General features: G+C 73.4%; 19 protein-coding genes. 13 read left to right on the top strand and 6 right to left on the bottom strand.

Features of this window, described 5'->3' with window-relative positions; genetic code table 11:
• Window positions 1-75: 75 nt before the first annotated feature.
• Entirely contained in the window at window positions 76-777 is a 702-nt protein-coding gene (locus ACQKM2_RS30565; RefSeq protein WP_427715360.1) for a TetR/AcrR family transcriptional regulator, read from the top strand.
• 21 nt (window positions 778-798) lie between these two features.
• On the opposite strand, the gene ACQKM2_RS30560 is transcribed toward ACQKM2_RS30565, so the two are convergent.
• From ACQKM2_RS30560 to pdhA, 5 genes are all read right to left on the bottom strand, one after another.
• The gene (locus ACQKM2_RS30560; RefSeq protein ID WP_427715358.1) at window positions 799-1563 is read right to left on the bottom strand and encodes a hypothetical protein; all 765 of its coding nucleotides are present in this window, start codon (window positions 1561-1563) and stop codon (window positions 799-801) included.
• Between the two features lie 18 nt (window positions 1564-1581).
• Window positions 1582-2520 (bottom strand): GNAT family N-acetyltransferase, encoded by a 939-nt coding sequence (locus tag ACQKM2_RS30555; RefSeq protein WP_427715356.1) that lies wholly within the window; start codon window positions 2518-2520, stop codon window positions 1582-1584.
• 138 nt (window positions 2521-2658) lie between these two features.
• A complete protein-coding gene (locus ACQKM2_RS30550; RefSeq protein ID WP_427715354.1) occupies window positions 2659-4146 on the bottom strand; it encodes a dihydrolipoamide acetyltransferase family protein in 1488 nt (495 codons plus the stop codon).
• Between the two features lie 13 nt (window positions 4147-4159).
• Window positions 4160-5140, bottom strand: coding sequence for an alpha-ketoacid dehydrogenase subunit beta (locus ACQKM2_RS30545; protein WP_427715351.1), 981 nt, complete (start codon window positions 5138-5140; stop codon window positions 4160-4162).
• Entirely contained in the window at window positions 5140-6348 is a 1209-nt protein-coding gene (pdhA, locus tag ACQKM2_RS30540; protein WP_007265161.1) for a pyruvate dehydrogenase (acetyl-transferring) E1 component subunit alpha, read from the bottom strand. Before pdhA ends, ACQKM2_RS30545 begins: the two co-directional genes overlap by 1 nt.
• Window positions 6349-6673: 325 nt before the next feature.
• On the opposite strand from pdhA, the gene ACQKM2_RS30535 reads away from it, so the two are divergent.
• Both ACQKM2_RS30535 and ACQKM2_RS30530 read left to right on the top strand, forming a co-directional pair.
• Window positions 6674-7333, top strand: a complete 660-nt coding sequence (locus ACQKM2_RS30535; RefSeq protein ID WP_362460883.1) for a response regulator transcription factor — start codon at window positions 6674-6676, stop codon at window positions 7331-7333.
• 167 nt (window positions 7334-7500) lie between these two features.
• On the top strand, window positions 7501-7950 hold the full coding sequence (locus ACQKM2_RS30530; protein WP_427715348.1) for a pyridoxamine 5'-phosphate oxidase family protein: 450 nt from the start codon (window positions 7501-7503) through the stop codon (window positions 7948-7950).
• A 122-nt stretch (window positions 7951-8072) separates the two neighbouring features.
• On the opposite strand, the gene ACQKM2_RS30525 is transcribed toward ACQKM2_RS30530, so the two are convergent.
• Window positions 8073-9671 carry a protein kinase domain-containing protein gene (locus ACQKM2_RS30525; RefSeq protein ID WP_427715345.1) on the bottom strand — a complete coding sequence of 533 codons (1599 nt, stop codon included), beginning with the start codon at window positions 9669-9671 and terminating at the stop codon, window positions 8073-8075.
• Window positions 9672-9897: 226 nt separating this feature from the next.
• Between ACQKM2_RS30525 and ACQKM2_RS30520 the strand changes: the two genes are divergently transcribed.
• From ACQKM2_RS30520 to ACQKM2_RS30475, 10 genes are all read left to right on the top strand, one after another.
• The gene (locus ACQKM2_RS30520; RefSeq protein WP_427715343.1) at window positions 9898-11580 is read left to right on the top strand and encodes a protein kinase domain-containing protein; all 1683 of its coding nucleotides are present in this window, start codon (window positions 9898-9900) and stop codon (window positions 11578-11580) included.
• A 339-nt stretch (window positions 11581-11919) separates the two neighbouring features.
• Entirely contained in the window at window positions 11920-12450 is a 531-nt protein-coding gene (locus tag ACQKM2_RS30515) for a hypothetical protein (RefSeq protein ID WP_427715342.1), read from the top strand.
• A gap of 61 nt (window positions 12451-12511) precedes the next feature.
• A complete protein-coding gene (locus ACQKM2_RS30510; RefSeq protein WP_427715339.1) occupies window positions 12512-13156 on the top strand; it encodes a PadR family transcriptional regulator in 645 nt (214 codons plus the stop codon).
• A 24-nt stretch (window positions 13157-13180) separates the two neighbouring features.
• Window positions 13181-13924 (top strand): ABC transporter ATP-binding protein, encoded by a 744-nt coding sequence (locus ACQKM2_RS30505; RefSeq protein WP_427715337.1) that lies wholly within the window; start codon window positions 13181-13183, stop codon window positions 13922-13924.
• Between the two features lie 101 nt (window positions 13925-14025).
• The gene (locus ACQKM2_RS30500; protein ID WP_427715458.1) at window positions 14026-16773 is read left to right on the top strand and encodes an FtsX-like permease family protein; all 2748 of its coding nucleotides are present in this window, start codon (window positions 14026-14028) and stop codon (window positions 16771-16773) included.
• Between the two features lie 82 nt (window positions 16774-16855).
• Window positions 16856-17395 carry a bacterial proteasome activator family protein gene (locus ACQKM2_RS30495; protein ID WP_427715334.1) on the top strand — a complete coding sequence of 180 codons (540 nt, stop codon included), beginning with the start codon at window positions 16856-16858 and terminating at the stop codon, window positions 17393-17395.
• A gap of 343 nt (window positions 17396-17738) precedes the next feature.
• On the top strand, window positions 17739-18614 hold the full coding sequence (locus tag ACQKM2_RS30490; RefSeq protein ID WP_427715332.1) for an NTP transferase domain-containing protein: 876 nt from the start codon (window positions 17739-17741) through the stop codon (window positions 18612-18614).
• A complete protein-coding gene (locus tag ACQKM2_RS30485) occupies window positions 18611-19903 on the top strand; it encodes a molybdopterin molybdotransferase MoeA (protein WP_427715330.1) in 1293 nt (430 codons plus the stop codon). The genes ACQKM2_RS30490 and ACQKM2_RS30485 overlap by 4 nt, the downstream gene beginning before the upstream one ends.
• Window positions 19891-20991 carry a potassium channel family protein gene (locus ACQKM2_RS30480; protein ID WP_427715327.1) on the top strand — a complete coding sequence of 367 codons (1101 nt, stop codon included), beginning with the start codon at window positions 19891-19893 and terminating at the stop codon, window positions 20989-20991. The genes ACQKM2_RS30485 and ACQKM2_RS30480 overlap by 13 nt, the downstream gene beginning before the upstream one ends.
• Window positions 20992-21010: 19 nt before the next feature.
• Window positions 21011-21988 (top strand): NAD(P)H-quinone oxidoreductase, encoded by a 978-nt coding sequence (locus ACQKM2_RS30475; protein ID WP_427715325.1) that lies wholly within the window; start codon window positions 21011-21013, stop codon window positions 21986-21988.
• Window positions 21989-22129 lie beyond the last annotated feature (141 nt).

Here is a 22129-nt window from a genome sequence, read left to right as displayed (position 1 = left end):
GGCCCCCGCTCCGGTAAACTACAACGGCCGTTGTAGAAACTGCAACGCTCGTTGTAAAAAATTGAGGAGGCTGGTGTGGCCGACAGCAACGCCCCCCGGGCATCGGACGCCCGCGCAGCAGAGGTACAGCCCGGGATCCCGCCGCGGAAGCTGGCCAAGCGGATCGCCATGGCGAAAGCGGCCTGCGCGGTCTTCGGCCGCGAGGGGTACGCGCGCGCCTCCGTCGACGCGCTCGCGGAGGCCGCCGGCGTCTCCACCCGGACGCTCTACAACCACTTCCCGGGCGGCAAGGCGGAGCTCTTCGCCACCGTCGTCACCTGGACGTCGGGAGAGGTGCGCGACACCCACATCGCCAAGGTGCGCGCCCTGTTCGACCCGGAGCGCCCGCCCCACCCGGACAACCTGGAACGCGACCTGACGGCCCTCGCCCGCGCGCTGGTCCGCGTGATGTTCGAGCACTCCGACCACTTCGCGCTGGTCCGGCACATCCACGCCGAGGTCAACCACGTGCCGGCCGAGGTGCTGGAGGCGTGGAAGGAGGCCGGGCCGCGCCCCGTCGCCCGCGCCCTCGCCGAGGCGATGGAGGGCCTCGCCGCCGCCGGGCTCATCGACGTGCACGGGGACGCGGAACTGGCGGGCACCCACTTCACCGCCCTGACCGCGCACCAGATCGTGCAGCAGTCCCACTACGGCCTGCTGCCCCTGCCCGAGGAGGAGACCGAACGGCTCCTGAACGGCGGGGTGGCCGCATTCACGCGCGCCTACCGGGCCGGATGACGACCCCGCCCCGGACCGCGCCTACGGCAGCCCTGGACGCACCCGCGACCAGGCGTCCAGCGCCACCGCCAGCGGGTCGCCGTCCACCAGGTGCGGCCGGGCGGCGCCCGTCCAGCGCAGCAGGTTCTTGAGGCGGCGCAGGTGCACGATCTCGGCGCGCGGCAGCTCCCGCCAGACACGGGCCCGCGCCGCCGCCTCCGCCGGGGTGAGGTCCACCAGCGCGAGCGTCTCCCGGCACACGGCGGCCGGGTCGCCGCCGCGCCCGGGCCCGAACTCCCGCAGCAGGTATCCGCGTACGAAGGCCAGCTCGATCCCCCGCACCAGGTCGGACGCGCCCTCCGCCACCGCGCAGCGGTACGCCGCCGCCACCGCCAGCCGGCCCCAGCGCAGCCGCGTCGCGTCCGGCAGCCGGTCGTCCTGCATCCCGCCCACCGCGAGGCTGCGCAGGGTGCGCGGACGCGGCTCGTCCGTCAGCGGCGGCCCGGTGGCCAGCCAGGCCTCCAGTTCCGCCAGGCCGTGCCCGTCCGGGGGTACGCAGGTCAGCACCTGACCCCGGCTCAGCAGCGCGACGACGGCGCCCGCGAGGCGGACCCGCGCCGTGTGGCCGGCGCCGAAGGACTCGGCGCGGCGGCCGTGGCGCTCTATCCCGCGCAGCCAGAGCCTCGACTCCCCGGCCGCGTACACCTGTCCGGGCCGCGCCACGCCGCCGACGCACCGCACCAGGCACACCCCGCCGGCGACGTCGGCCTGCTCCACGCAATACACCTGCAACTCGGCGAACGGCATGGCCGGGAGGCTACCCGTTCAGTTGCCGGGCGGGGCCTCCAGGACGAGACGGATCTCGGTGACCTCGTACCCGGCCCGGTCGAAGGCGGCGGCCATGGGCAGGTTCACCGTGTCGGTGGTCGCCGTGATCCGCTCGGCGCCCTCGCCCGCGTGGAAGCGGGTGATCTCCGCGAGGACCTCGTCGATCAGGCCCTTGCCGCGCTGTTCGGGGACGACGCCCAGGTAGCCGACGTTGCGGTGGTAGGGCGTCGCGGAGGGGATCGCGAGCCCGGCGAGGGTGCCGTCGGGCAGGTCCGCCAGGCGCCACCAGGAGCGCTCACCGGGGCAGTCGCGGTAGAACGCGAAGTCCTCGCGGGCCAGTTCCTCCTCGGTCAGGTCCGCGAGTTCGTGCTGGGTCGCCAGGTCGAGGCTGCCGCGCGAGAGCCGGGCGAAGGCATCGAGGAACTCCTCGTCGGTGCCCTCGCGGAAGACGAGCCTCCCGCTCGGCTCCGCCGTCCCGGCGGTCGGCGTCCACTCGTAGCGCAGCCGCTCGATCTCCCGCGTCAGACCGGCCCGGTACGCGGCCTCCTGCCGCCAGGCCACCGCCCCGGCGAGGTCGGGGCGGGCCCGCCAGTCGCGGGGCAGACAGACGTTGTAGCCCGGGCGCCCGCCGAAGGCGGTGTGTCCCGCCTGCAGCAGGGCGGCGGCCAGGGCCGCCGGGTCGGCGACCCCGTCGCGGACCTGGAGGCAGTCGAGGGCGACGGGCCGCACGCTGTCGCCGCGCCCCCACCACAGGGCGCGGGCCAGCACCCGCCCGTCGGCGTCCTCGGCGAACCAGGTCCACTCGGGGCGCATCCGGTTCTCCGCGAACTCCTCGCGGATCCGGTCGGGGGTCAGGGCGGCGACGGGGCCGTCGGCCGGGTAGGCCAGGGCGCGGTCGAGGTCTGCGGGGTCTGCGGTGGCAGCGCGAAATCTCATCACACCGATGATCACACCCGCCACCCGCCCTTCACCAGGGGATTTGCCCACGGGACGGGCCCTGGGGGAAACGCCCGATGGCCGGTCCCGCGGAGGAGGGACCGGCCATCGGGGGTTCTTGCCCCGGGAGGGGGTGCGCTACGACCAGGTGATCAGCCGGCGCGGGTGCTCCAGCACCGCCGCGATGTCCGCGAGGAACTTGGAGCCGAGCTCACCGTCGATGAGGCGGTGGTCGAACGACAGGGCCAGGGTGGTGACCTGGCGCGGCTTCACCTTGCCCTTGTGGACCCACGGCTGGAGCTTGATCGCGCCGACCGCGAGGATCGCGGACTCGCCGGGGTTCAGGATGGGCGTACCGGTGTCGACGCCGAAGACGCCGACGTTGGTGATGGTGAGGGTGCCGTTCTGCATGTCGGCCGGGGAGGTCTTGCCCTCGCGGGCCGTGGCGACCAGCTCGGACAGGCCCGTCGACAGCTCCGCCAGGCTCTTGGCGTGGGCGTCCTTGATGTTCGGGACGATCAGGCCGCGCGGGGTGGCCGCCGCGATCCCCAGGTTGACGTAGTGCTTGAGCACGATCTCCTGGGCCGCCTCGTCCCAGGAGGCGTTGACCTCCGGGTTGCGGCGGACCGCGATGAGGACGGCCTTGGCGATCAGGAGGAGCGGGTTGATCCGCAGGCCCGCGAAGTCCGGGTCCTCCTTGAGCTCCTGGACCAGCTTCATCGTGCGGGTCACGTCGAGGGTGATGAACTCGGTGACGTGCGGCGCGGTGAACGCCGAGCCGACCATGGCCTGCGCGGTGACCTTGCGGACGCCCTTGACCGGGATGCGGGTCTCCCGCGCGTCCGCCGCGGACGCCGGCGCGGCCGCCGGGGCCGGCACGGACACCGGTACGGGCACGGCCGCCGGGGCCGGGGCCTGGACGGGCGCCTGCGGGGCGAGCGCGGCCGCCGCGGCGGCGTGCACGTCCTCCCGCGTGACGACCCCGCCGTCACCGGTGGGGACCACCACGGCCAGGTCGATGCCGAGGTCCTTGGCGAGCTTGCGCACCGGCGGCTTGGCCAGCGGGCGCTCACCGGTCGGCTGCGCCGTGCCGTTCTGGACGGCGGGGGCGGGGACGGCCGGGGCCTGGGCCGCCGCAGCAGCCGGAGCCGGCTGTGCCGGCACCACGGCCGGCGCGGCAGTGCCGTTCTGTGCCGCGACCGCGACCGCAGGGGCCTTGCGGGGCCGGCGCTTGCTGGAAGCCTGCGAAACCCCGTAGCCGACCAGCACGGGCTGGCGGCCCTCGGCGGCCGGCTCCTCGGCAGCCTCCGAGCCCGCCGGGACGGCAGCGGCGGCCGCCGGGGCCTGGGCGGCGGAACCACCCTCACCCGCGTCACCGCCGGAGGCACCGGTCTCGACGGAGATGATGACCTGGCCGACGTCGACCGTCACGCCCTCCTCGAAGAGCAGCGCGTGCACCACCCCGTCGAAGGGGATCGGCAGCTCCACGGCCGCCTTCGCGGTCTCCACCTCGCAGACGACCTGCCCGTCGGTGACCGTGTCACCCGGCTGGACGTACCACTTGAGGATCTCGGCCTCGGTCAGGCCCTCGCCCACGTCGGGCATCTTGAATTCGCGGATCGTCATCGCGCTGATCTCCTCAGTACGCCAGCGAGCGGTCGACGGCGTCGAGCACGCGGTCCAGGCCGGGCAGGTACTCGTCCTCCAGGCGGGCCGGCGGGTACGGGGCGTGGAAGCCGCCGACGCGCAGCACCGGGGCCTCCAGGTGGTAGAAGCACCGCTCCGTGATGCGGGCGGCGATCTCCGAGCCGGTACCGAGGAAGACCGGGGCCTCGTGGACCACGACCAGACGGCGGGTCCTCTCCACGGACGCCTGGATCCCGTCGAAGTCGATCGGCGACATCGAGCGCAGGTCCAGGACCTCCACCGACTTGCCCTCCTCGGCGGCCGCGGCGGCGGCCTCCAGGCAGACCTTCACCATCGGGCCGTACGCGGCCAGGGTGAGGTCGGTGCCGGAGCGGACGACGCGCGACTTGTGCAGCTCGCCCGGGATGGCGTCGGTGTCGACCTCGCCCTTGTCCCAGTAGCGGCGCTTCGGCTCGAAGAAGATCACCGGGTCGTCGCTGAGGATCGCCTGCTGGAGCATCCAGTAGGCGTCGGCGGCGTTCGACGGGGAGACCACCTTCAGGCCCGGCACGTGCGCGAAGAGCGTCTCGGGGGACTCGCTGTGGTGCTCGACGGCGCCGATCGCGCCGCCGTACGGGATGCGCACGACGACCGGCATCTTGATCTTGCCGAGGGCGCGGGCGTGCATCTTCGCGAGCTGCGTGACGATCTGGTCGTACGCGGGGAAGACGAACCCGTCGAACTGGATCTCCACGACCGGCCGGTAGCCGCGCAGGGCCAGGCCGATGGCGGTGCCGACGATGCCCGACTCGGCGAGCGGGGTGTCGATGACCCGCTCCTCGCCGAAGTCCTTCTGGAGCCCGTCGGTGATGCGGAAGACGCCGCCCAGCTTGCCGACGTCCTCACCCATGATCAGGACCTTGGGGTCCGTCTCCAGGGCCTTGCGGAGCGACTCGTTGAGCGCCTTCGCGATCGACATCTTCTCGACAGCCATCAGTGACCCTCCTCGAAGGACGCGAGGTAGGCGGCGAACTGGGCTCGCTCCTCGTCGACGAGCGCGTGCCCGTCCGCGTAGACGTTCTCGAAGATCGCCATGGTGTCGGGGTCGGGCATGGCGCGCACGACCTCGCGCACCCGCTTGCCCATGGTCTCGCTCTCGGCCTCCAGCTCCTCGAAGAACGCCTCGTCGGCGCCGCCGGAGGCCAGCAGGTGGGCCTTCAGGCGCAGGATCGGGTCCTTCGCCTCCCAGGCCGCCGTCTCCTCGTCGAGCCGGTACTTGGTCGGGTCGTCGGAGGTGGTGTGGGCGCCCATGCGGTACGTGAACGCCTCGATCAGGGCCGGGCCCTCACCGCGGCGGGCGCGGTCCAGCGCCCAGCGGGTGACCGCGAGGCAGGCCAGGACGTCGTTGCCGTCGACACGGATGCCCGGGAAGCCGAAGCCCTGCGCGCGCTGGTACAGCGGCACGCGCATCTGGCGCTCGGTCGGCTCCGAGATCGCCCACTGGTTGTTCTGGCAGAAGAACACCACGGGGGAGTTGTAGACGGCGGAGAAGTTGAACGCCTCCATGACGTCGCCCTGGCTGGACGCGCCGTCGCCGAAGTACGCGATCACGGCCGAGTCGGCGCCGTCCTTGGCCACGCCCATGGCGTAGCCGGTGGCGTGCAGCGTCTGCGAGCCGATGACGATCGTGTACAGGTGGAAGTTGTTGGTGTTCGGGTCCCATCCGCCGTGGTTCACACCGCGGAACATGCCGAGCAGGTTCGTCGGGTCGACGCCGCGGCACCAGGCCACGCCGTGCTCCCGGTAGGTCGGGAAGACGTAGTCGTCGTCGCGGAGCGCCCGGCCGGAGCCGATCTGCGCGGCCTCCTGGCCCAGCAGCGAGGCCCACAGGCCCAGCTCGCCCTGGCGCTGGAGCGCGGTCGCCTCGCCGTCGAAGCGGCGGGTGAGGACCATGTCGCGGTACAGCGCCCGCAGGTCCTCGGTGGTGATGTCCGCGACGAAGGGCGCGAATTCCGCGATGTCGGGGTTGCCCTCGACCTCGACCCTTTCACCCTCGGGCGTCAGCAGTTGTACGAGCTGAGGCTCGGCGTCGTGCGGCTGTGCGGTGGCAGCGGCGGTCTTGCGGGCGCTCGCCGCGCCGGCCGCCCGCTTGGTGCCGCTGCTGCGTCGCGGCTTGCGCGCGGCAGTGCTCTCCACGGTCACGTGTGCTCCTCCGTCGGTCCGGCACCCGGGTTCTCCGGGGACCAGTGCGGCTCACCTGCTTCCGTACCCGTGCACGGGGTGGGTGCACGGCGCGTAACGGATCCAGGCGTGACAGGTGCCCCGGCGAGTGCCCTGCGCACAGCACGTTACCCAGTGCGACGCATAACTGCGAAACCCCGTTTGACCTGCGATTTTGCTTGGATATCCAAGTAAATCGGCCGCCTGGGGAACATCCACTGGTCACAGCCTTGCAGGGGGCCGGAACAACGGCACGTTATCCCGGGTAACTGCGGCAGGGAAGAGGTGAGTGTGTGAAGATGAGTTTGTGCGCGAAGACGGAAAAATCAAGGTATTTCTCCTGGACGACCACGAAGTGGTACGACGGGGCGTCCATGAGCTTTTGTCGGTCGAAGAGGACATCGAGATCGTCGGTGAGGCCGGTACCGCCGCCGACGCCCTGGTCCGCATTCCCGCCACCCGCCCCGACGTCGCCGTGCTCGACGTACGCCTGCCCGACGGCAGCGGCGTCGAGGTCTGCCGCGAGGTGCGCTCGCAGGACGAGGACATCAAGTGCCTGATGCTCACCTCGTTCGCCGACGACGAGGCGCTGTTCGACGCGATCATGGCCGGTGCCTCCGGCTACGTCCTCAAGGCCATCCGGGGGAACGAGCTGCTCAGCGCCGTGCGCGACGTGGCGGCCGGCAAGTCGCTGCTGGACCCGGTGGCCACCGCGCGCGTGCTGGAACGGCTGCGGGACGGCAAGAACGGCAAGGGTGACGACCGGCTCGCCAACCTCACCGACCAGGAGCGCAAGATCCTCGACCTGATCGGCGAGGGCCTGACGAACCGGGTCATCGGCGAGCGGCTGCACCTGGCCGAGAAGACCATCAAGAACTACGTCTCCAGCCTCCTGTCCAAGCTGGGCATGGAGCGCCGCTCCCAGGCCGCCGCGTACGTGGCCCGCCTGCAGGCCGAGAAGCGTTAGTCCCGCCGCGCTCCGGCGCGCTCCGGCGTTCCTCCACCGGATCTCCGGCGTGACGCCCCGTGGCCGTGTGGTGCCCCGGGGCGCACGGTTCAATTCGGGACCAACGTCCCCGATCATCGGGGCGGGATCCCCTGTCCGGCGCTCCGCCGGTGCCGGAGAGTGGCTGCATGTCACCGTCACCGGAGGAACTCCACGCCATCGAACTGCTGCGCCGCGTGCCCTACGGCCGGGTCGCCACCAGCATGCGCGCGCTGCCCTTCCTCGCCGTCGCCCGCCACATCGTGGTGGACGGCAGGGTGGTGCTGAGAATGCACAGCGGTTTCGGGTACCACCAGGCGTGCGCCGGCAGTGTCGTCGCCTACGGGGCGGACAACTTCAATTCCGGTGAGGCCGCGTTGTGGACGGTGCAGTTCACCGGTACGGCGGAACTCGTCGAACCGACCACGGCAGAACTGGAACTATTCGGTCCGGGTCCGCATTTCGTGGACGGGGAGGTCTTCGACCCCGTCTACATGCGCATCGAACCGCAGCTCGTCACCGTCCACACGCTGCCCGGCGACCAGGCGGCCCGGACCCGCGAGGCCGCCCCGGACCGCCCGTACCTGCACGCCCTCTGACCTGCCGGCGGACCGGAAGCGGATACCCGGAAGCGGATACGGGGAAGGCCCGGCGGAATTCCTTCCTCCGGGCCTTTCGCCGTGCCTTTCGCGCGCCTTCGGCCGCGCCTTCCGCCGGTCCGCTATTCGACGTTCGCGGGGCTCCCGCCGCTGGTCGGCGGCGTCGGCTTGGTCGGCGGGTCGGTCGGGGGCGTCGGCTTCGTCGTCGGGTCCACCGGCGGGGTGGTCTTCGGCGTCGAAGGCGTGGTGGACGGGGTCGACGGAGTGGTGCTCGGCGTGAACTTGCTGCGGGTCGGAGTCGGCCGGTACGTCTCGTCGGTGTGCGAGCCGCCCTCGGTGCTCGGCGCGGTCGCCGGGGTCTCCGGGGTGTTGCCGCTGCTCTGCGAGGGAGCGGGCGTGCTCGTGCTGGTCTTCGGCTTGTTGCCGCCGCCCCCGCCGAGATTGCCGGACTTGATGGCGTACGCGGCACCGCCGGCGATCGCGAGGACCGCGAGGACCGCGAAGAGCCACGCCTTCCACGCACCGCCGCGGCGGCGCCCGTTGTCGTACGGGTCGTAGTGGTCGTAGCCGCCGTGACCGCCCTGGCCGCCGCCGTGGTTGCCGCCGCCCGGGAAGGCCGTGCCGTCGTCCGGGTTCAGCGGGGGCACCATCGGCTGCTGGAACTGCGAGGTCGTGGCGTGCGAGGGGTACTGCGGGCGCGGGCCGCCGTTCTGGGCGGGCGCCATCGACGTGGTGGGCGCGCCGCCCGGCTGGCCGTGCGGGAGCGCCATGGTGACGGGGCCGGTGTTCCAGGTGCCGGTGTTCGGGCCCTGGTCCTGGAGCATCTGGAGCGCGTACTGGACGAGTCCGCGCATCTCCTCGGCGCTCTGGAACCGGTCGTCCGGGTCCTTGGCGAGGGAGCGCATGACCAGCCCGTCGAGCTCCTGCGGGATGGAGCCGCCCTCGGGCAGCTGCGAGGGCGGCACCGGCGCGTCCTGAACGTGCTGGTAGACCACCGACAGCGGGGTCTCGCCGGTGAAGGGGGGCCGCAGCGCGAGGAGTTCGTAGAGCAGGCAGCCGGTGGCGTACAGGTCGGAGCGGTGGTCCACGGCCTTGCCGAGGGCCTGCTCGGGCGACAGGTACTGGGGGGTGCCCATGACCATGCCGGTCTGGGTCATCGTCGACTGGGCGCCGTGCAGGGCGCGGGCGATGCCGAAGTCCATCACCTTCACCGCGCCGGTGTTGGTGATGATGACGTTGGCGGGCTTGATGTCGCGGTGCACGATGCCGTGCTGGTGCGAGTAGGCGAGCGCTTCGAGCACGCCCGACACGATGATGAGCGCCTGCTCGGGCCCCGGGGCCTCGGCGCTGATGAGGAGCTCGCGGATGGTGCGGCCCTCGACCAGCTCCATCACGATGTACGGGACCACGTTCGGACCGACCCGGTCCTCGCCGGAGTCGTACACGGCGACGACGGCGTGGTGGTTGAGGCCGGCGACCGACTGTGCCTCACGGGTGAAGCGGGCCTTGGACACCGGGTCCTCGGCCAGGTCGGCCCGGAGCAGCTTCACGGCCACGGTGCGGCCCAGCCGGACGTCCTCGGCCGCGAACACCTCGGCCATGCCGCCGCGGCCCAGGCGGTGCGTCAGCCGGTAGCGGCCGTCCCCCACGAGGCCGCCGGCGCCCCAGTGCTCAGGACCGTCGGCCATCCCGGCGCCGTTTCCCTCGGGTTCGGGTGCCATCAGTCCTCGCCGTCGTCTCTCTCGTCCGCTCTAGCGGTGGGTCCTCATCGGGTGCTCCGATGAACGCTACAGCCTCGGAACCCGTCACCGTTCGGCTACAGACGCCCCGTAGGCCCCCGGTCACGCAGCGGGCACCGGCTTGACGTGTGCTTGCCCTCCGGCAGACTGGGCGCGACATGCGCTCAGCCAGACGCGTAGGGAAACAGCCCGAGGGGAAGCAACAGTCATGAGCCAGGACGGCACGCAGGGCCGGTACGCAGGCGGCTCCCTGGCCGGTGGCCGTTACCAGCTAAGGGATTTGCTGGGCGAGGGGGGCATGGCCTCGGTCTACCTCGCGTACGACTCCGCGCTCGACCGCCAGGTCGCGATCAAGACCCTGCACAGCGAACTCGGGCGCGAGGCGTCCTTCCGCGAGCGCTTCCGGCGTGAGGCGCAGGCTGTTGCGAAACTGTCGCACACCAACATCGTCTCGGTCTTCGACACCGGCGAGGGAACCGTCACCTTCGGTTCCGGCGGCGGGGACGAAGCGGTCATGCCGTACATCGTCATGGAATATGTGGAGGGCCAGCCGCTCGGCTCGGTGCTCGACGCGGACGTGCGCCAGTACGGCGCCATGCCGGCGGACAAGGCGCTGAAGGTGACGGCCGACGTGCTGGCCGCGCTGGAGACCAGCCACGAGATGGGCCTGGTCCACCGCGACATCAAGCCCGGCAACGTGATGATGACCAAGCGCGGCGTGGTCAAGGTGATGGACTTCGGCATCGCCCGCGCCATGCAGTCGGGGGTCACCTCGATGACGCAGACCGGCATGGTCGTCGGCACCCCGCAGTACCTGTCGCCGGAGCAGGCACTGGGGCGCGGCGTGGACGCCCGTTCCGACCTGTACTCCGTCGGCATCATGCTGTTCCAGCTGCTGACGGGCCGGATCCCCTTCGACGCGGACTCCCCGCTGGCCATCGCGTACGCGCACGTCCAGGAGGAGCCGGTGGCCCCGTCGACCGTCAACCGGTCGATCACCCCGGCGATGGACGCGCTCGTGGCGCGGGCGCTGAAGAAGAACCCGAACGAGCGCTTCCCCACGGCCGCGGCCATGCGGGACGAGATCATGCGCGTGATGTCGGCCGGCCAGACCGGTGCCCCGGTCATCGTCCCGGGCGCCGCGACCGGCGGCAGCGGGGCGGGCGTGGGCTCGGCCGTCTTCCCGCCGGTGGACTCCGGCTTCCAGGCGCCGCCGCCGCAGTCGCTCCAGCAGCCGTACCAGGCCCAGACGCCGCCGCCGTCCCCGTACGCGCCGCAGACGCACCAGCAGCCGCAGCAGCAGACCCAGCAGGGCGGTTACGCGTACCCGCACACCCCGGCGCCGGTGCCGCAGCAGCAGTACGCGCCGCAGACCCCGCCGCCGTTCACCATCTCGCCCGCCCCGGCGGCCTCCTCCGCGGCCTCCTCGGGCGGCGGGAAGCGGAACACCCCGGTCGTGGTCGGCGCCATCGCGGTGGCCCTGCTGGCCATCGGCGGTCTGATCGCGGTCCTGAACATGGACGACGACAAGAAGGACGACACGGCCTCCCCGGCCACCTCGTCCTCGGCGTCCGCGTCCGCGTCCGGGTCGGCGAAGGCCGGCCACAAGGGTCCGGACCCGTCGCGCACGATCGACGTGGAGAAGTGCAAGAGCCCGACGAAGTCCTACAAGGACGCCACCAAGGTGGTGGCCCCGGACTTCCGGTACAAGAACCTGCGCTCGGTGAAGGAGTGCATCCAGGCCGCGGGCTGGAGGTTCGAGATCCAGAACCGCGACGAGGCCGTCTACGGCCAGGACACCGTCCTGGAGCAGCTGCCGGCGTCCGGGACGGACGTGGCCAAGGAGGGCACGCAGTTCACGCTGGTCGTCTCCACCGGCGACCCCCAGTAGGCATCCGCGCGGGCGGCCGTGGAGGCGCCCGCGCAGGCATCCGCCCCCGGCCCGGCTCCGTCCGGCCGGGGGCGCTCGTGTCGGGGGCGCCTTAGGGCGGGATCGCGTTGCCGGACGACGCGGTCACGGCCGCCGGAGGACGCGGTCACGGCCGCCGAACGACGCGGTCACGGCCGCCGGACGACGTGACCGTGCCCGTCGTACGGCCGGACCGGTGGCACTGGCGTGCCCGACACCCTGACGGACCGCCCGAGATGCCCGCTTTGCCCCATCATGTGAACCTGAGTGCGGTGCTCCGACTTCGGACGCCCGGGCCGCACGGAAGGGGAGGGGCACCCCGTGACTCGACGCCTCCGCCCGCCACACCGGACCGCCGGGGCCGCGCTGGCCGCCGCCGCGCTGCTGGCCGCCGCGCCGGCGAGCGCGACCCCCGCCCGCGCCCCGGCCGTCGCCGCGCCCGCGCTCCCCGGCCGGGCGGCCGAAGTGCCACAAGAGGCTTACCAGGAGCTCGCCGGCAGTGCCGCGGGCGTCGCGCGGGAGCACCCCGGACGGCCGGCCGACGCACTCCCCGACCCCGCCTTCGCCGCCGCCTCCCGCCCGGTGCGCCCGGTCCGCCCGGCGCGCCCGCTCCAGCCGGCGCAGGAACGGCCGGAGCCCGCCCGGCCGCAGCCGGAGGGCGTACCGAGCACGCCGCCGGGCGCGGCACCGTCCGTCACCGCACCCGCCACCGCACCCGTCACCGCGCTGGGCACCGCACCCAACGAACGGGCCGCCGACCTGGCCGCGGACCTGCTCCCGCTGGGCACCGGACTGGCCCTGATGGGGCTGGGCATCGGCTACATGGGCATGCGGCTGCGCCGGGGCCGGTAGGGACCCGCCGACGGGGGCGGGGTGTTTGCGGAGACGAGCATACTCGGTATACATACTGAGTATGTCGATCCGTCACGGCCTTCTCGCACTGCTGGAACGGGGCCCCCGCTACGGCTCCCAGCTGCGCACCGAGTTCGAATCCCGCACCGGCTCCACCTGGCCCCTCAACGTCGGGCAGGTGTACACCACGCTGGCCCGCCTGGAGCGCGACGGGCTCGTCGCCCCCGGCGGCGAGGACCACGCCGGCCACACCCTCTACGCCATCACCGACGACGGCCGCACCGAACTGCGCGACTGGTACGAGCGGCCCGTCGACCGCACCAGCCCGCCCCGCGACGAGCTGTCCATCAAGCTCGCCATGGCCGTGGGCGCGCCCGGCGTGGACATCCGCGCCGTCATCCAGGCCCAGCGGCACGCCACGCTCAAGGCGATGCAGGACTACACCCGGCTCAAGGCCGGGGCCCTCGCCGCCATCGAGAGCGGCCGGTCCCGCGAACGCGACGACCTGGCCTGGCTGCTGGTCCTGGAACAGCTGATCTTCCAGACCGAGGCCGAGGCCCGCTGGCTCGACCACTCCGAGTCCCGGCTCGTCAGGCTGGCCGCGCTCGGCCCGGCGGACCCACCCGCTCCGCCGGACGCACCGGGCCCGGACGCGGCGCCCGCCACCGGCACCAACAGGCCCGCCGCCCGCACGCGGCGCGGCTGAACGAACGCCCCAGGGGGATCCCTCATGCCCGACCAGCACCGCACGAACCCCGTACTCCGGCTGGACCGCCTCGTCCGCACCCACGGCAGCGGCGCCACCGAAGTGCACGCCCTGCGCGGGGTCGACCTCAGCGTCCACCCCGGCGAACTCGTCGCCGTCATGGGCCCGTCCGGCTCCGGCAAGTCCACACTGCTCACCCTCGCGGGCGGCCTCGACACCCCCACCAGCGGCAGCGTCCTGGTCGAGGGCGTCGACATCACCACCGCCTCCCGCCGGCAGCTGGCCGCGCTGCGCCGGCGCAGCATCGGCTACGTCTTCCAGGACTACAACCTGATCCCGGCCCTCACCGCCGCCGAGAACGTGGCCCTGCCCCTCGAACTCGACGGGACCTCGGCCCGCAGGGCCCGCCGCGCCGCCCTGGCCGCGCTGGAGGAGATACGCCTGCCGCAGCTCGCCGACCGCTTCCCCGACGAGATGTCCGGCGGCCAGCAGCAGCGCGTGGCCATCGCCCGCGCGCTGGTCGGCGAACGCCGCCTGGTCCTGGCCGACGAGCCCACCGGCGCCCTCGACTCCGAGACCGGCGAGTCCGTGCTGGCGCTGCTGCGCGCCCGCTGCGACGCCGGCGCCGCGGGCGTCCTCGTCACGCACGAACCCCGCTTCGCCGCCTGGGCGGACCGGGTCGTCTTCCTGCGCGACGGCAGCGTCGTCGACGAGACCCTGCGCAGCCAGGCCGACTCGCTGCTCCACGGGCGGGCGGCCGGCCTGTGACCTCCCCGCTCACCGCCTGGTACCACTCCTGGATCGCCGCCCTGCGCATCGCCCGCCGCGACGCGTGGCGCGCCAAGGGCCGCAGCGCCCTCGTACTCGCGATGCTCGCCCTGCCCATCATCGGGATGAGCGCCATCGACCTCACCTACCGCAGCGCCGACCTGTCCACCGGCCAGCGGATGACGCGCGAACTCGGCGCGGCGGACGCCCGGATCAGCCCGGCCGGCCTGGACGCGCCGATCTACCAGCACCCCAACGGCGAGCAGTACGCGCCGGTCGGCGGCTACGACAAGTACCGGCCCGGCCCCGAGGAGGACCGCCGGCCGCTGAAGTCCGCGCTGCCGCCCGGGATCCGGTCCGTCGAGGACCGCCGCGGCTTCGCCAAGGTCCACACCGCGCACGGGCTGCTGGGGACGGACCTGCGCGAGCTCGACGTGCGCGACCCGCTGACCAAGGGCCTGCTCACGCTCGACCGCGGCCGCATGCCCCAGGCACCGGACGAGGTCGTCGCCACCACCGCCTTCCTGAAGGCCTCCGGCCTGTACGTGGGCTCCTCCGCGAGACCGCGCGGCGCCGCGGCCTCGTACCGGATCGTGGGCGCGTACGAGATGCCCGGTCAGCTGGGGCGGACTGAACTGCTCGCCCTGCCGGGCGCCGTGCTCGACCCCCTCGACCAGGCGCTGAGGGCCACCGGAGCACCCGGGCTCAACCCCCGGCCCAACTACCTCGTCGCCGTGGGCGGCGATGGTTTCACGTGGAACATGGTCAAGGAGGTCAACAAGCACGGCGCGCTCGTGCTCTCCCGGGCCGTCGCCCTGCACCCGCCGGCCGACTCCGACGTCCCCCTGTTCAAGCAGCAGCCGAAGGACGAGTTCGCCACGCAGGACGGCACCATGGCGACCCGGCGGGCCATCCTCGTCACCGTCATCGGCCTGGCGATGCTGGAGATCTGCCTGCTCGCCGGACCCGCCTTCGCGGTCGGCGCCCGGCGCTCGCGCCGCCAGCTGGGCCTGGTCGGCGCCAACGGCGGCGACCGGCGGCACATCCGCGCCGTCGTCCTCTCCGGCGGCATCGTGCTCGGCGCCGCGGCCGCGGTCCTCGGCACGGCGATCGGCATGGCCCTCACCGTCGGGCTGCGGCCCGTGCTGGAGGAGCAGCTCGGCGCCCGCTTCGGCGGCTTCGAGGTCCGCCCGCTGGAGCTGCTGGGCATCGCCCTGGTCGCGGTGGCGACCGGCCTGCTGGCCGCGGTCGCCCCCGCCGTCACCTCGTCCCGGCAGAGCGTGCTGTCCTCCCTCACCGGCCGGCGCGGGGTCCGCCGCGCCAACCGGGTGCTGCCCGTCATCGGCGTCCTCGCCGTCGCGGCCGGCGCCGCGATCGTCATCTACGGAAGCCGCTACCGCGTCAACACCACCTTCGTGATGGGCGGCAGCGCCCTCGCCGAGCTGGGCGTCGTCGCCCTCACCCCGCTGCTGGTCGGCCTGTTCGGACGGCTCGGACGGTGGCTCCCGCTGTCGCCGCGGCTCGCGCTGCGCGACGCCGTCCGCAACCGGGGGCGCACGGCCCCGGCCGTGGCCGCCGTCCTGGCGGCCGTCGCCGGGACGGTGGCGGTCTCCACGTACCAGCACAGCCAGGAGGTCCAGTCCCGCCACGCGTACGAGGCCGTACTCCCCGACAACACGGGCTTCCTGACGAGTACGGACAACGCCGGCCACAAGGAGGTGCCCGCCCTGCGCGACACCCTCTCGAAGAACCTCCCGGTGTCGGTACGGGCCGATGTGGACCGCCTCGTCGTCGGCAACCCGAACTGCTCACCGCGTTCTTCGGCCCCGGGCTGCGGGCGGGTCGAGGTCATCGTGCCGAAGGAGCAGCGCTGCCCGCTCTTCGAGGCCGAGCACGGGGCCTCCTCCTTCCCGCCGGACCAGGCCCGCGCACTGCGCCAGGACCCGCGCTGCGTCATGAAGCACTGGGGCACCCCCCTCGACGTCGTCGTCGCCGACGAGAAGCTGCTCCAGGTGCTGGCCGTCTCCGACCCGGGCTCGGCCGCCGCGCTGAAGGAGGGCAGGTCCGTCTCCTTCAACCGCAACCAGGTCAAGGACGGCAAGGTCACCCTGCGGGTCATCACCGACCAGGCCGCCGCCGACAAGGCCGCCGAGCGGCGCGCCGACCCGCCCGGCCAGGACAAGGTGCTCGCCGTCCACCAGGCACCCGGCACCGCCTGGGGCGTCGACCTGGTCCTGCCGCCCGCCGCCGCCCGGGCCGCCGGCATCGCCACGGCCCCGGCCGGCGCCTACTTCAGCCTCGACCGGAAGGCCGGCACCGCGGAGCGGCAGCGGCTGGACGGCGAGATCGACCGGATGGGCGCCGGCGCCCAGGTCAAGATCGAGGAGGGCTACCAGGAGCAGCACACCCTGGGCCTGCTCGCCCTGAGCGTCTTCGCGGGACTCGTCACCATCGGCGCCGCCGGCATCGCGACGGGCCTGGCCCAGGCGGACTCCGAGGCCGACCTGAAGACCCTGGCGGCGGTCGGCGCGGCCCCGCGCGTACGGCGCACCCTCAGCGGCTTCCAGTGCGGGGTGGTGGCCCTGATGGGCGTGGTCCTCGGCTCGGCGGCGGGCATCCTGCCGGCGGTCGGACTCCGCCTCACCCAGGAACGGGAACAGCGGCGGCTCATCGAGTACGCCCTGGAAAGGGGCTACGCCACGGGACGCGACGCCGAGCTGTACGTCCCGATCGCGGTGCCGTGGGACACGCTGGCCGGCCTGCTGGTCCTCGTCCCGCTGGGCGCGGCTCTGCTGGCCGCGCTGGTCACCAGGTCGAGCGGCGCGATGGCCCGCCGGGCAGCCGGATGACGTTGCCGCCCCCGCACAGGGTGGATCACGCCCGTGCGGGGGCACACCGTGTGAGAACGCAGGTGTGCGAGAGAATGACGGCATGGAGATGCCGAGGAGTGAACGGTCGCAGGACAGCCCCCCGCACGTGCTGATCGTGGGCCAGGACGGGACGGCGGTCGGCGGCACCGATGACGAGTCGCGCGAGGTCCCGGTGACGGAGATGGTCGAACAGCCCGCCAAGGTCATGCGCATCGGCAGCATGATCAAGCAACTTCTGGAAGAAGTCCGCGCAGCTCCTCTGGACGAGGCCAGCCGGGTCCGTCTGAAGGACATCCACGCGGCGTCGGTGAAGGAACTCGAAGACGGCCTCGCGCCGGAGCTGGTGGAGGAACTGGAGCGCCTCTCCCTCCCCTTCACGGAGGAAGCGGTCCCGTCCGAGGCCGAACTGCGGATCGCGCAGGCGCAGTTGGTGGGGTGGCTGGAGGGCCTCTTCCACGGCATCCAGACGGCCCTGTTCGCGCAGCAGATGGCGGCGCGGGCCCAGCTGGAACAGATGCGCCGAGCCCTTCCGCCGGGCGGCGCCCACGACGACGACGAAGACGGCCCCCACGGCGCGGTCCGCTCGGGCCCGTACCTCTGATTCCTCACGGGCTGGGGGACCGGGCGCTCCGCGCCCGGTCCGCTCAAACTGCGGCGGGGCTGGATGTATCCAGCCCCGCCGGCGTTTGAGGCGCGGGGGTCTGGGGGCGGAGCCCCCAGAAGGGGGTCCGGGCGCAGCCCTGGGGGCACCTCCCAGCGGTAGCTGGGGGAGGAACGGGCGAAGGGAGGGTAGGGGACCTCGCCCCGCGCAGCGGCAGCCCCGGCCAGACCCGCTCCGCCCCGTCGGCACCGCGCACGCCCCGGCCCGGCACGGCACGGCCCGGCATAAGCCCGGAGTAAGTCGGCGACCGCGCAGCGGAGATGACCCGCGCATACTCAAGGGCATGAGCTACGACGCCATCGTCCTGGCCGGCGGCGCCGCCCGGCGCCTCGGCGGAGCCGACAAGCCCACCCTGCACGTCGGCGGCCGCACCCTCCTCGACAGGGTCCTGGCGGCCTGCCCCGACGCCGCCGAGACCGTCGTGGTCGGCACCCGCAGGGCAACCGCCCGCCCCGTCCGGTGGACCCGGGAGGACCCGCCCGGCGGCGGCCCGGTGGCCGCACTGGACGCCGGGATCCGCCGGACCACCGCCCCGCTGGTCCTCGTGCTCTCCGCCGACCTGCCCTTCCTCGACCGGGACACCGTCCACACCCTGCTCACCGCAGCCGCGACGGGCCCCGACGGCGCCCTGCTCCGCGACGCCGACGGCCGCGACCAGCCCCTCGTCGCGGCCTACCGCGCGGAGCCGCTCCGCCGCGAGATCGCCCTGCTCGCCACCGAGCACGGCACCCTGCACGGCCTCCCCCTGCGCGCCCTCACCGGGGAGCTGGATCTGGCCAGGATCGGCGCCGCTGAGCCACTCGCCTCCTTCGACTGCGACACCTGGGAGGACCTGGCGGCGGCCCGCGCCCGGATCAGGGAGCATGGGAACGTGCTGGAGCATTGGATCACCGCCGCCAAAACCGAACTCGGGATCGACGATGTCCCCGTCGACGTCGCGACCCTGCTCGACCTCGCCCGTGACGCCGCCCACGGTGTGGCCCGGCCCGCGGCGCCGCTGACGACGTTCCTCGTCGGCTACGCGGCCGCCCGCGCCGAGGCCACCGGCGCGGATCCCGCCCTGGCCGTCGCCGAGGCCTCCCGCAAGGCCGCCGACCTGGCGCTGCGCTGGGCCGCCGAAGCCCAGCCCCCACACCCCGAGGAGACCGGCTCCGGATGACCCGTACCGACGCCGACGGCGCCCTGGACGAGGCCCTCGCCCTGGTCAGCCGCACCCCCGACACCGGCGGCGCCGGCGGCCACCGTGCCGCCCCCTGGCTGCGCGCCCGCGAGACCGCGGCCAGAGCCGGCACCTCCGTGCCGGCCCGCACCCACCGGGTGCCGTTCGCGGACGCCCTCGGCGAGGTGCTGACCGCACCCCTCGAAGCCCTCAGCGACCTGCCGTCCTTCGACACCTCGGCCATGGACGGCTGGGCCGTCGCCGGTCCGGGCCCCTGGCGCGTCCGCCCCGGGGACGGGGTCCTCGCCGGGGACGAGCCGCCCGCGCCGCTCGCCGACGGCGAGGCCGTCCGGATCGCCACCGGCGCCCGCGTCCCCGCCGACACCACCGCCGTGATCCGCAGCGAGCACGCCCGCGCGTCCAGCAGCCAGCTGCACTCCGACCGGCCCGTGAACACCGGCCAGGACATCCGCCCCCGCGGCCAGGAGTGCCGCTCGGGCGACCTGCTGCTGCCCGTGGGCTCCCTCGTCACCCCGGCCGTGCTCGGCCTCGCCGCGGCCGCCGGGTACGACGAGCTGGTCACCCGGCCCCGGCCCCGCGTGGAGATCCTGGTCCTCGGGGACGAGCTGCTCACCGAGGGCCGCCCGCACGACGGCCTGATCCGGGACGCCCTCAGCCCCATGCTCGGCCCCTGGATCACCCGGCTCGGCGCCGAGGTCATCGGCACGCGCCGGCTCGGCGACGACCCGGCCGGGGCCGAGGCCCTGCTGAAGGCCGTCACCTCCTCCACCGCCGACGTCGTCGTCACCACCGGCGGCACCGCCTCCGGCCCCGTCGACCACGTCCACCCCGTGCTGGAGCGCGCCGGGGCCGAGCTGCTCGTGGACGGGGTCGCCGTGCGCCCCGGGCACCCGATGCTGCTGGCCCGCATCGGCGACCGGGAGGGGGCCCGCCACGTGGTGGGCCTGCCCGGCAACCCGCTCGCCGCCGTGTCCGGGCTGCTGACCCTCGCCGAGCCGCTGCTGCGCGCCCTCGCCGGCCGCCGCCAGCGGCCCCGCTACACGGTCCCGGTGGAGGGCGACGTGCCCGGCCACCCGTACGACACCCGGCTCGTGCCGGTACTGCTGACCGACGAACACGCCGTACCGCTGCGGTACAACGGTCCGGCGATGCTTCGCGGCGTGGCGGGCGCCGACGCGCTGGCCGTCGTACCGCCGCACGGGGCGCGTTCGGGGCAGGAGCTGGAGATCCTGGACCTGCCCTGGGCTTCGGGGGGATGTTTCACGTGAAACTTCACGGCCAGGACGCCATGGCGCGCGGCGCCGACGAGAAACTCGTCTCACGACGCGTCAAACTGCCCAAGCGGGTGGTCGAGAAGCCGCTGCGGCAGGTCACCCGGCGCCTGCTGATGGCCCTCTTCGTGCTGTGCCTGACGGTGCTGATCGTCTGGCTCGACCGCGACGGCTACCACGACAACGCCAACGAGAAGGTCGACTTCCTCGACTGCGTCTACTACGCCACCGTGACGCTGTCGACCACGGGCTACGGCGACATCGTCCCCTACAGCGACAGCGCGCGGCTGATGAACATCCTGCTGATCACCCCGCTGCGCGTGCTGTTCCTGATCATCCTGGTCGGCACCACCCTGGAGGTGCTGACCGAACGCACCCGCGAAGAGTGGCGGCTCAACCGCTGGAGGAACAACTTGCGTGAGCACACGGTCGTCGTCGGCTTCGGCACCAAGGGCCGCTCCGCCCTGCAGACGCTGTTGGCGACCGGCCTCCCGAGGGAGCAGGTCGTCATCGTCGACCCCAGTGCCAAGGTGATCGACATCGCCAACGCGGAGGGGTTCACCGGGGTCGTCGGCGACGCCACCCGTTCCGAAGTGCTGCTGCGGGCCGAGCTCCAGAAGGCCCGTCAGATCATCATCGCCACCCAGCGCGACGACACGGCCGTACTCGTCACGCTGACGGCACGGCAGCTCAACCGCGGCGCGAAGATCGTGACGGCCGTCCGCGAGGAGGAGAACGCACCGCTGCTGAAGCAGTCCGGCGCGGACGCGGTCATCACGAGCGCGAGCGCGGCGGGCCGGCTGCTGGGCCTGTCGGTGCTCAGCCCCAGCGCGGGCACCGTGATGGAGGACCTGATCCAGCAGGGCAGCGGCCTGGACCTGATCGAACGGCCCGTCAACAAGTCGGAAGTGGGCCGCAGCGTGCGCGACACCGGCGACCTCGTCGTCAGCGTCCTGCGCGGGCACCGGCTCCTCCCGTACGACGACCCGCACGCGAGCCCACTCCAGCTGACGGACCGCCTGATCACCATCGTCCGGGCGGTCCCGCCGACCGGCCCCCAGGTCACCCTGGGCCCGGCCGACTAGCACGGGTAGATTCCGGGCCATGCATGCGATCACGATCGAGCAGCCCGGCGGCCCCGAGGCCCTGGTCTGGGCCGAAGTACCCGATCCGGTGGCGGGCGAGGGGGAGGTGCTCGTCGAGGTCGCGGCGAGCGCCGTGAACCGCGCCGACGTCCTGCAGCGCCAGGGCTTCTACGACCCGCCGCCGGGCGCCTCCCCCTACCCCGGCCTGGAGTGCTCCGGCCGCATCGTCGCGCTCGGACCGGGCGTGTCCGGCTGGGCGGTGGGCGACGAGGTGTGCGCCCTGCTGTCCGGCGGCGGGTACGCGCAGCGGGTCGCCGTACCGGCGGGGCAGCTGCTGCCGGTCCCGAAGGGCGTGGACCTGGTGACCGCGGCCGCGCTGCCCGAGGTCGTCGCGACGGTGTGGTCGAACGTGTTCATGGTGGCGGGCCTGCGCCCGGCCGAGACCCTCCTGGTGCACGGCGGCTCCAGCGGCATCGGCACCATGGCGATCCAGCTGGGCAAGGCCGTCGGGGCGCGGGTGGCGGTGACCGCGGGCGGCAAGGAGAAGCTGGCTCGCTGCGCGGAGCTGGGCGCGGACGTCCTGATCGACTACCGCGAGCAGGACTTCGTCGAGGAGGTGCGGTCCGCGACGGGCGGGGCCGGGGCGGACGTGATCCTGGACATCATGGGCGCGAAGTACCTCGCGCGGAACCTGGATGCGCTGGCCATGAACGGCCGGCTCGCGGTGATCGGCCTCCAGGGCGGGGTGAAGGCGGAACTGGACCTGCGCACACTGCTGGCCAAGCGGGCGGCCATCACGGCGACGTCGCTGCGCGCCCGGCCGCTGGAGGAGAAGGCGGCCATCGTGGCGGCCGTCCGGGAACACGTCTGGCCGCTGATCGCGGCCGGCCGGGTCCAGCCGGTGGTCCACGCGGCCTACCCCGTCGCGCAGGCCGCGGAAGCCCACCGGGTCCTGGAGGCCAGCACCCACATGGGCAAGCTCCTCCTGACCCTCTGACCCCCCGGGGCCGGCAACCGCTGCGCGGCCCGAGTCCCCTGCCCACCCTTCGCCCGTTCCCAGGGGCGCCGCCCCTGACCCCGTCCCGGGCGCGGCGCGCCCGTCGCCTCAAACGCCGGCGAGGCTGTTCACAGCCTCGCC

Origin of the sequence: Streptomyces sp. NPDC004126 (assembly GCF_050275515.1) — a bacterium.
Classification (GTDB): Bacteria; Actinomycetota; Actinomycetes; order Streptomycetales; family Streptomycetaceae; genus Streptomyces.
The sequence above is the reverse complement of the archived record's forward strand: the minus strand, read 5'-3'. Positions and strand labels throughout refer to the sequence as shown.